The sequence below is a fragment of the Pseudoalteromonas sp. G5_S1_14_S5 genome (assembly GCF_054968605.1).
Genome location: NZ_JBQKUM010000118.1, coordinates 1 through 8310 on the forward strand (window position 1 = coordinate 1; position 8310 = coordinate 8310).

Below are 8310 nucleotides of genomic sequence, written 5' to 3' on the forward strand. Positions count from 1 at the left end.
ATCTGCAACTGAGCTAGCTCGACAACGTCCAGCTGCGAGGTGCCTTGAATTTTCGCTGACTCCTGAGCAGAAGAAAGCGGTAAAAGAGATTTGATAACCATTCGACTAGTTCCTTAATTTGTTCGCCAGCAATCTTCCGAGAGACTAAGTTGCAGAGGTACTGATTGGTATGCCACGAGAGGCATACTAATCTACATGCATAATAACATCAACCAATCCATTTGATTTATTTATATATTTTTTATTTATAATCGCATGATTTATCTAAAAATATTATTAACATCTCAATCAACAGCATCGCGCTTTCGGCCTACGTATCCCAATAAAGGAACATGAATAAAAGGCAAAGCCACCGGAACTACTGGCTGAATCGACAAAAAATGTAACAAAGCTCACAACAACCTCTATCGAAAAGAGAATGGCTCAAAATTACTGCTCTTTCTGGGAAGCGAAAACCTGACAGCTGTACATTCGCTCCACAATTCGATCACTTTTCTGTTAAATATTAACGAGTTTGAGTAATGTTGCTTGTATTTGGAATAACCGAGTGTTAGTGTCCACGCCTTACAAATAAGCAAATAACTGCATATCAGAAAATACAGTCGCCATCTGGGAATAGTTCTGAGGTTCACGGTTTACAAGTCACGATAAAATCTTTTTTGTAAAGTAGCGACTGAGCTTTTTGAAACAACTGCTTTTTACTAAACCAAAGGAGTTATCTAAATGAAAGACGCACTTGTAAGGCAACTACCAGCCACAGGAAAAGAGAGCGCGTCGGGCCTTTCATCCAAAATAATATCGAAACTGTTCCCTAACATGTTGCGGTTGCTGCGAAGTCGTCAAAGCCGGTCACAACTATACCTAGCTTTGCCTTTAATGTTACAGGCAGTACTGACCTCATTGATGGGTTTTGTCGACAACCTTATGGTTGGACAGCTTGGTGAGCAAGTACTATCAGCAATAGGTAATGGTTTCCAATTGTTGGCTTTTGGAAGCCTCTTGCTGGCCGCGCTATCTATGGGTGCAGGCTCCTTGATGGCACAACACTTCGGTGCAGACCAAAAAGAACAACTCGGCAGGACTCTGTCAACGCTCGCACTCACGGCTCTTATTGGTGGCACCATACTAGCGGGGGCTTTTATAATCGGAGGTGAATGGCTGGCAGCCCTGATCACTCTGGAGCTATTTAACCCTCCGGTACCAGATATTGCTGTAGCCCCTTTGGCAGGAACCTACCTAGGCATCATTGGCTGGGCTATACCACTGTGGGTGATGCAACATGTACTAGCAGCGGCATTTCAAGCTACTGGCGATACTAAAACACCGGTAAAGGTTTTTCTGATTTTCAACATCCTCAACGTAATAGGCAACTGGGTGTTTATATTTGGCGGTGCAATTCCGCAACTAACTGAACCATTTTTACAGCCTCTGGGTTATCAAGGAGCGGCAATTTCAACAGCTATCTGCTTCGCTGGAGGCGGTTTGACTATGATATTTCTATCGCTGAGGAAACATCAACCCTGGGCAGGCCAGCTTACCCGACCAACCGTCAATATATTAAAAGAACTTCTCGCAATAGGTCTTCCTATGTCAGTGGATGGATTTGTTTGGCAGGCAGCACAGGTATTTTACGTTGTGGTAATGAATGCGATTGGCGCTCAAGCATTTGCGGCTTTCATCATAATTAAAACATTCAAGGGATTAGCCCTGTTACCTGCGAATGGCATACAGCAAGCGACAGCAATCTTCACTGGACAGCTTCTGGGGGCAGGAAGTATGACGCGGGCGCGGATGTCCGCCCGAACTGGTCTTTTATTAGGAGTAGTGGTCATGCTGCTCCCAGCAATATTGCTGGCTCTAGGCTCGGGCTATGTACTTAACTTATACCAAATTGCACCCGAGACACACAATTTGGCGCAAATCTGTCTGTGGATCGCATCGGCTTCCTTAACCGCTTTTGCAATCAACAGTGTTGTAGCAGGCGTTTTACGATCCGGGGGAGATACGGGTAGCATGATGTACATTACTTTAGGTTGTTTCTTATTAATTGGGGCTCCTGCATCTTATGTACTTGGCATCGTATTCGATGGTGGACTTATTGGCGCTTTTGTAGGACTCACTTTGGAAGAAGTAGCTAAAGCTATGGTTATGCTGAGGAGAATGCGTAAGGAGATTTGGCTTAAAAAACTGATTTAGTTAATTCTGATTAAATCAGAATCAACTTTTAGAGATTAGAAGCTGTAGGCTTGATTCAATCAGGGTATGCGCCCCATGAACCCACGAGGCGATGTTGTTAATATTTGAAGTTCCAAGGTAGGAGCGCATCTATATCAGGCTCCGCTTTCGCGAGCTCTTTCATGCACTTGACCATGTAGTCATAGAGGATAAGGCCGTTGGCTTTTGCAGTCTCCACGATGCTGTAAAGCATCGCGCTCGCATCAGCACCATTTGGTGTGTTCGAGAAGAGCCAGATGGTATGACCTTATATACTAAAACTTACCTATGGTGCGTTTTGGAGGTCATCAATATGAAAACTGTCAGCTATTCTGCTTACATTGGGCTCGATGTACACAAGGACACTATTGCCGTTGCGGTCGCAAACCCGGAACGGCAAGGGGAAGTTCGATTCTATGGGAATATTTCTTCAGCAAAAGACTCCGTCATTCGGCTGATGAAGAAGCTCATCAACCTCCACGGTTCAATTCTTGTCTGCTATGAAGCAGGGACTACTGGTTATGGCCTATATCGATTGCTGCTGAGTATGAATATAGATTGTACTGTTGTGGCCCCTTCTAGAATTCCTAAGATACCAACCAATAAGATCAAAAATGATCATCGAAATGCTGTTGCTCTCGCACGACTATTAAGGGCTGGTGAGTTGGTTGATGTCTGGGCTCCCGACATGACACATGAAGCTATGCGTGATCTAGTTAGAGCTAGAAGCTGTGCAAAAAAAGATACCAAGGTTGCTAAGCAACGTATCCAGAGTATTCTTCTGAGAACAGGAAAGCGTTACGAGAAAAAAATGTGGACCGTTCGCCATCGAGTATGGCTCGCAAATCAATCTTTCCCTATCGCTTCTCAGCAAATTGCATACGAGCATTATCGGCAGAGCTTAGAGCAAATAGAAAATCGAATAGAGCAACTAGACCAAGAAATTGATCGATTACTCCCCAACTGGTCTTTATACAACCTCGTCAATCAGCTACAAGCTTTGAAAGGTGTTGGGCGTACTATCGCTATCTCTGTAGTTGCTGAGCTCGGAGACTTTTCACGATTTAGTAATCCAAAGCAAATTATGGCATTCCTTGGCCTAATACCTGGTGAGCACTCTAGTGGTAATACCACTCGGAAATCTGGAATTACTAAAGCTGGTAATGTTGAGTTAAGACGGCTGCTGTATGAGGCCGCATGGGCTTATAGAAATAATGCGAAGGTCGGTAACTGGCTAGTGACTTACCGTCCCGACAGCGTCTGCCAAGCGGCCAAAGATATTTCTTGGAAGGCCCAGCAAAGGCTGTGCTTTCGCTACCGGAACTTAGTTGCTAAGGGAAAGAAATCACAAGTCGCCATTACTGCTGTCGCAAGAGAGTTGCTTGGTTTTATGTGGGATATTGCAGTAACTACACATACCCAGAGAGTATAAAATTTGCCTGAAAGTGAAGAAGCTCAAGGTGAGTAATCCTCGTCAAGAATTTAAGTCGACCACTTGGTTAGATACTAGCAGCCAGATAGAGGTAAACTCATTACGAATACCATGTTGGGGCTAAAGCTCCCCGAATAAGAGTGTGTATAACCCAAGTAATTGCTGATTCACTTTCAGGCAATTCCAGCGTTGAAAACATGCCTCGTCTCACTGAGGAGAGAGAGATTTTGTCGAAAAACTTGAAAAAGGTCATAAGAATTTTTTCTGCCAATGACCAGCGGTTTAATGGCACGTTCAACACGATTATTATCGATAGATAAATGACCGTCATCGATATAGCGGATAAGTTTCGGCCATGGCCGAGCGTGTATTTTATCGCCTTGCCCAGCGAGCTAGACGCTACATCCACTCGTACAGCTCATCCAGTATCGGCTTGGCATGCTGCTGACGTTCTGCTTTTCGTGTTTCGACAGTCGCACCTTTTAAGCTCGATTCTATCCCATAGAGCTTCTGGATTTTGGCCAGCGCTTTATCTGCTTTGCCTGACTTACCTTTACCTTGAAGCTTCTTAGCATCCATGAACTTACGCCGTGCATGCGCCAAGCAACCAACATTGGTTACGTGATGAAGACCATCATAGGCACCATAGCCATCGGTTTGCAAATAACCACTGCAATCCCCCAAGAAGGCAACAGGGCATGCCCTCGCGCGACTGTTTTGATAGTCGTACAAGGCGATATTCTTCACATTCGGCAGTGCAGCGTCGGGCGAGTCTGCGCCCGAGCAGTAGAGCCACATATAACACTGTTTATCTTCTTTGAGGACATTGAGCGGCGTTTCATCTGCCTGAACCACCACTTGTTGAAGTAGATGCTCTTTTAAGGCGGCATAGAGGGGTTTGAACTTCTCACTGACTTGGATAACCCACCTTGCCATGGTAGTTCGCGATAGCTCAATACCCGACTGAGTAAACAGCGACTCTTTGCGGTAATGGGCATTGCGTGTTGATATTTACCAAGGATGATATTGGCCAGTAAGCTTTCTGTCGCGAAGCTTTTAGGGATGATGCTCTGGGGCGTTGGTTTTTGAACGATATGGCTTTTGTCTTCAGTTTGCTCGCACTGACGACAAGCATACTTAGGACGAAGATATTCCAGCACTTTGAGCACAGCTGGTGAGAACTCAAGTTTCTCACTGCGGTCTTCACCGATTTTATGCAGACTATGTTGGCAGCATGCACACTGTTTTTCATGGGCGTCTAAATCGAGTTCGATAACCTCACGAGGCAAAGTCTTTGGAAGTGGCTTGCGTTTACCACGCTTCTTCGTTGTGGTGGTCGTCGTGACCACTTCAACCTCTTCTTCCTTAGCGGCTTCACATTCCACTTCGTTGAAGAGGTCACCTTGAGATTCATCGTAAGGCTTTAGCGCCTCGGAGCGTTTCGCGAACTGACGGTCGAAGGCCAGCTTGAGCTGTTCGAGTAAGGATTGACGCTCTTGTTGCCATTGAGACTCCTTCCACTCCTGAGAGAGCAGAAGGGCTTTCACCATCGCTTGTAGCTTGGCAACATCTTGGCTTTCTGGGTTAATATTTGGCGTCTTTTTCATGGCATTTATTATACTAAAAATCATGCCGTTAACGCTTGGTAGATAAGGCTTTATTATCGATTAAGTCATTGTAAAATCGTTTATTTGAACGGGTTTATGGCCGATAATCGTGAAGCCAGAAAGCAGTCTATCAAGCTCGAATTGAGTCAGGGTAAACACTTCATTTTTCTCTTTTGTAGGCCATTTATACTTGGCTTTTTCAAGGCGTTTATACCAAAGCGCAAAGCCAGTTTTATGGTGAGTAGACCAGAGGAGTCTCACCTCTAGCCTCTCGCAGAACCGTACGTGATACTCTCATATCATACGGCTCCCATTACCCAATCGTTGATCTTTAAAATAGTGCCAAGGGATGAATAGGCTTGGCCTACTATTGGCTACATGCCTTAACCACTGTGCACTTTTCCGTTTATGCCCCGCAAGGCGTTTGTATTTCCGCCTTGCCCAGCGCTTTAATCTGAGTTCCAGATAGTCTGCCAGTTTGTGCATTTGTGTTGGATAAAAGAATCCATAGTACTGGAACCATCCCCGTATTATTGGGTTATATAAACGTGATAGCTCTTCCAACGTCGCAGGCGTCCTTTTTGAAAACGCCACGATCTAATGCGTGACCGCATGGACTTCAGTGCTTCGTTACTCACCGCAGGTAAAAAGCTTGTAAACAACTTACCTTCTTTATTGCTTGCTTTTCTTGGTCTGAAATTAAACCCCAGAAAAGTGAACTGCGTTGTTGGGTAAGTAAGCGAGCGGTTACTGTCTTTACAGTCCACAATCTTTGACTTTGTTGGATGTAGAGTAAGCTTACACTCCTTCAAGCGCTTTCCAATCGCCCGCAGCAGATATTCTGCTTGTGCTCTGGAATGACAATGAACAACCGCATCATCCGCATATCTAGCAAATGGACATTTGGGAGAGGTTTTACTAATCCAAATATCAAACGCATAATGCATGAACAGATTCATCAATAACGGACTTATTACACCAACTTGTGGCGTTCCCTGAGTACGGGGCTCTATGACATTGTCGACCTTGAGTGTTGGCGCTTTTAACCATCTTTCGATGTACAGCAAAGCCCACTTTATCTTTACATGATGACGTACCGCTTTCATCAGCAGATCATGATCGATATTATCGAAGGCACCTTTGATATCAAACTCAACGACCCAATCCATTCGCCAACACCGCAACCGAGTTTTATCTACCGCTTGTAGTGCCGATTTCCCTGGACGGTAACCGTAAGAGTCAGAATGAAAACATCTGTCGATCTCAGGCTCTATTTGCATCTTGACCACCATCTGAGCAATGCGATCTGACACCGTAGGAACACCTAGACTCCTTGTACCACCATCTTTCTTCGGTATATTTACCTGTTGAACAGGCGGTGGCATGTAAGAACCTGACGACATACGATTCCATATCTTGTAAAGATTTCCTTTCAGGTTTTGCTCAAATGTAGACAAAGAGATTTTGTCTACACCCGCCGCACCTTTGTTAGCTTTTACACGTTGATAGGCCCTCCAAACGAGTTGTTTCGATATATCAAACGATTTTTCTGATGCCATATTATTCCTTCCTAGCTCTGCTAGGTTGACTAGATTTCATCAACTGGATAACGCTACCCCTTCGCTCCGCATCCATTACAGATGCATCGTCACTACTACGAGCAGATCCGCCCCTGTATTTGACATCGGTATTCTTCCTCATGGTGTTTGCCATTTGTCATTTTCCTTATCATTCAAATACAGGTTCCCACGTTCCGTACTACCGCCTAAATCAAGCTCATGCCGTCTATACACCGATTGCCACTGAAACAGTAAGTAGGTTTCCTTTCAGCTTATCCTAGGACTACTGGGCGACCCTAGTTTTGACAATACTTAATGCTTGACGATGCGTCATCGAACGGTTCGCTTTCGCTCATCTTCTTGATTCATACCTGATATCTTATTGATACCTTTTCCAAAGTCGCTCACTACCATATCTCTTAAATACAGCAGCACTTGGCGGTTTGAAACCAACCCCTACAGGCAGATTTCGGGAGGCCTTCTCCCATCAGTAGCACAGCTCCAAAAGGACTTAACCTTTTGTGCGTGGCACACCCCAGTACAGCACTTTGATTTTGTCGCGCTGTTTATTGGTGAACAGGAACAGTGCGCCGCTTCCCAAGGGTAAATCGGTGTCACTTTCGATAATTGCCGCGAGGCCATTGATGGACTTTCTAAAATCGACACTCTCACGATACAGATAAATCTCTGGTGCGCTGAGCATATGTTTCATGACAAGGCTCCAATGAGTTCCGCTAGGTAGGCAGCGGGCGTGCCTTGAGGAATGCTCAACTCCACATCATGGATGAGAAGTGTCATGTTAGCGGTGGCTATTTGAGCTTGATATTTCGTTGTTTTTTCGACGATCTCTGCCCGTACAAAGCCTTGAGAGACATCTGCTTTTTTGAGTTGCTGGCGCTTAGCATAAAACGTCGAGGGATTGAGTTCATTAAGCTTACAAAATGCAAGCGTTGACAATGAACTCGATTCAGACTGCTCGATGAGCGTTTGCCATTCTTGATTAGTGTGTCGTTTTCCCATTTCAAATCTCCTCATGGTTGGAGACTTGATCTTATTCTTCGCGCTAGGCGATTAGAATGCGGGTTTTATGGAGTGCTTACCAATCAGGGTCCAGACCAGCAAGTTCCAATCGACTACAATCCATGTAAAATGCGACTTTTATAACCAATAAAATCTAAATCTAGCCTCGATGATATCGATTTCAAATAGCTCATAAATCAGGCTAAACGAGTTTTAAATGTTACTTAGTTAGAACTAAAAAGGGATTAAAAGAGAGTCTAAGAAACGGACGTCCTTTACTGCTGTTAGCCTATGAGTAAACAACTCAGTTGAGACTTACAATACAGACAGGCCTAACTATCAGTACCAACATGAAATACATTGCCAAGTATTATCTCCAGGCTCCATGTATTAGTTATTACCCTATGAGCGTATAACATTAGGAATGTTTGATGGTCTTATGGAAGCGCTCGCAAATACCTTTTTGCTTACGGATATT

The 8310-nt window shown here is 44.5% G+C and carries 6 protein-coding genes and 3 pseudogenes; 2 read left to right on the plus strand and 7 right to left on the minus strand.

The window, feature by feature from the left end; translation table 11 throughout:
* Nucleotides 1–723 precede the first annotated feature (723 nt).
* Nucleotides 724–2196 carry an MATE family efflux transporter gene (locus ACTRWI_RS21340; RefSeq protein WP_499133734.1) on the plus strand — a complete coding sequence of 491 codons (1473 nt, stop codon included), beginning with the start codon at nucleotides 724–726 and terminating at the stop codon, nucleotides 2194–2196.
* Between the two features lie 97 nt (nucleotides 2197–2293).
* On the opposite strand, the pseudogene ACTRWI_RS21345 reads toward ACTRWI_RS21340, so the two are convergent.
* A pseudogene (locus ACTRWI_RS21345) lies at nucleotides 2294–2482 on the minus strand (transposase domain-containing protein); the annotation flags it as partial.
* Nucleotides 2483–2527: 45 nt separating this feature from the next.
* On the opposite strand from ACTRWI_RS21345, the gene ACTRWI_RS21350 reads away from it, so the two are divergent.
* Nucleotides 2528–3646, plus strand: a complete 1119-nt coding sequence (locus ACTRWI_RS21350) for an IS110 family RNA-guided transposase (protein ID WP_499133735.1) — start codon at nucleotides 2528–2530, stop codon at nucleotides 3644–3646.
* 257 nt (nucleotides 3647–3903) lie between these two features.
* Here ACTRWI_RS21350 and tnpC read toward each other — a convergent pair.
* The 6 genes and pseudogenes from tnpC to tnpA all read right to left on the minus strand — a co-directional run.
* Nucleotides 3904–5253: pseudogene (gene tnpC, locus ACTRWI_RS21355) on the minus strand (IS66 family transposase); the annotation flags it as partial.
* A gap of 60 nt (nucleotides 5254–5313) precedes the next feature.
* Nucleotides 5314–5520 (minus strand): annotated as a pseudogene (gene tnpB, locus ACTRWI_RS21360) (IS66 family insertion sequence element accessory protein TnpB); the annotation flags it as partial.
* A 27-nt stretch (nucleotides 5521–5547) separates the two neighbouring features.
* The gene (locus ACTRWI_RS21365) at nucleotides 5548–5847 is read right to left on the minus strand and encodes a group II intron maturase-specific domain-containing protein (RefSeq protein ID WP_499133736.1); all 300 of its coding nucleotides are present in this window, start codon (nucleotides 5845–5847) and stop codon (nucleotides 5548–5550) included.
* Nucleotides 5784–6812 carry a group II intron reverse transcriptase/maturase gene (gene ltrA / locus ACTRWI_RS21370; RefSeq protein WP_499133737.1) on the minus strand — a complete coding sequence of 343 codons (1029 nt, stop codon included), beginning with the start codon at nucleotides 6810–6812 and terminating at the stop codon, nucleotides 5784–5786. The genes ACTRWI_RS21365 and ltrA overlap by 64 nt, the downstream gene beginning before the upstream one ends.
* 511 nt (nucleotides 6813–7323) lie before the next feature.
* Nucleotides 7324–7524 (minus strand): IS66 family insertion sequence element accessory protein TnpB, encoded by a 201-nt coding sequence (gene tnpB, locus ACTRWI_RS21375; RefSeq protein ID WP_499133738.1) that lies wholly within the window; start codon nucleotides 7522–7524, stop codon nucleotides 7324–7326.
* The gene (gene tnpA, locus ACTRWI_RS21380) at nucleotides 7521–7832 is read right to left on the minus strand and encodes an IS66 family insertion sequence element accessory protein TnpA (protein ID WP_499133739.1); all 312 of its coding nucleotides are present in this window, start codon (nucleotides 7830–7832) and stop codon (nucleotides 7521–7523) included. The genes tnpB (ACTRWI_RS21375) and tnpA overlap by 4 nt, the downstream gene beginning before the upstream one ends.
* Nucleotides 7833–8310 lie beyond the last annotated feature (478 nt).

What these genes read in the sequence shown, in the direction of transcription:
- ACTRWI_RS21340 (WP_499133734.1), top strand. Translation starts at nt 724, where the DNA reads ATGAAAGACGCACTTGTAAGGCAACTACCAGCCACAGGAAAAGAGAGC.
- tnpB (WP_499133738.1), bottom strand. Translation starts at nt 7,524, where the DNA reads ATGAAACATATGCTCAGCGCACCAGAGATTTATCTGTATCGTGAGAGT.
- ltrA (WP_499133737.1), bottom strand. Translation starts at nt 6,812, where the DNA reads ATGGCATCAGAAAAATCGTTTGATATATCGAAACAACTCGTTTGGAGG.
- ACTRWI_RS21350 (WP_499133735.1), top strand. Translation starts at nt 2,528, where the DNA reads ATGAAAACTGTCAGCTATTCTGCTTACATTGGGCTCGATGTACACAAG.
- tnpA (WP_499133739.1), bottom strand. Translation starts at nt 7,832, where the DNA reads ATGGGAAAACGACACACTAATCAAGAATGGCAAACGCTCATCGAGCAG.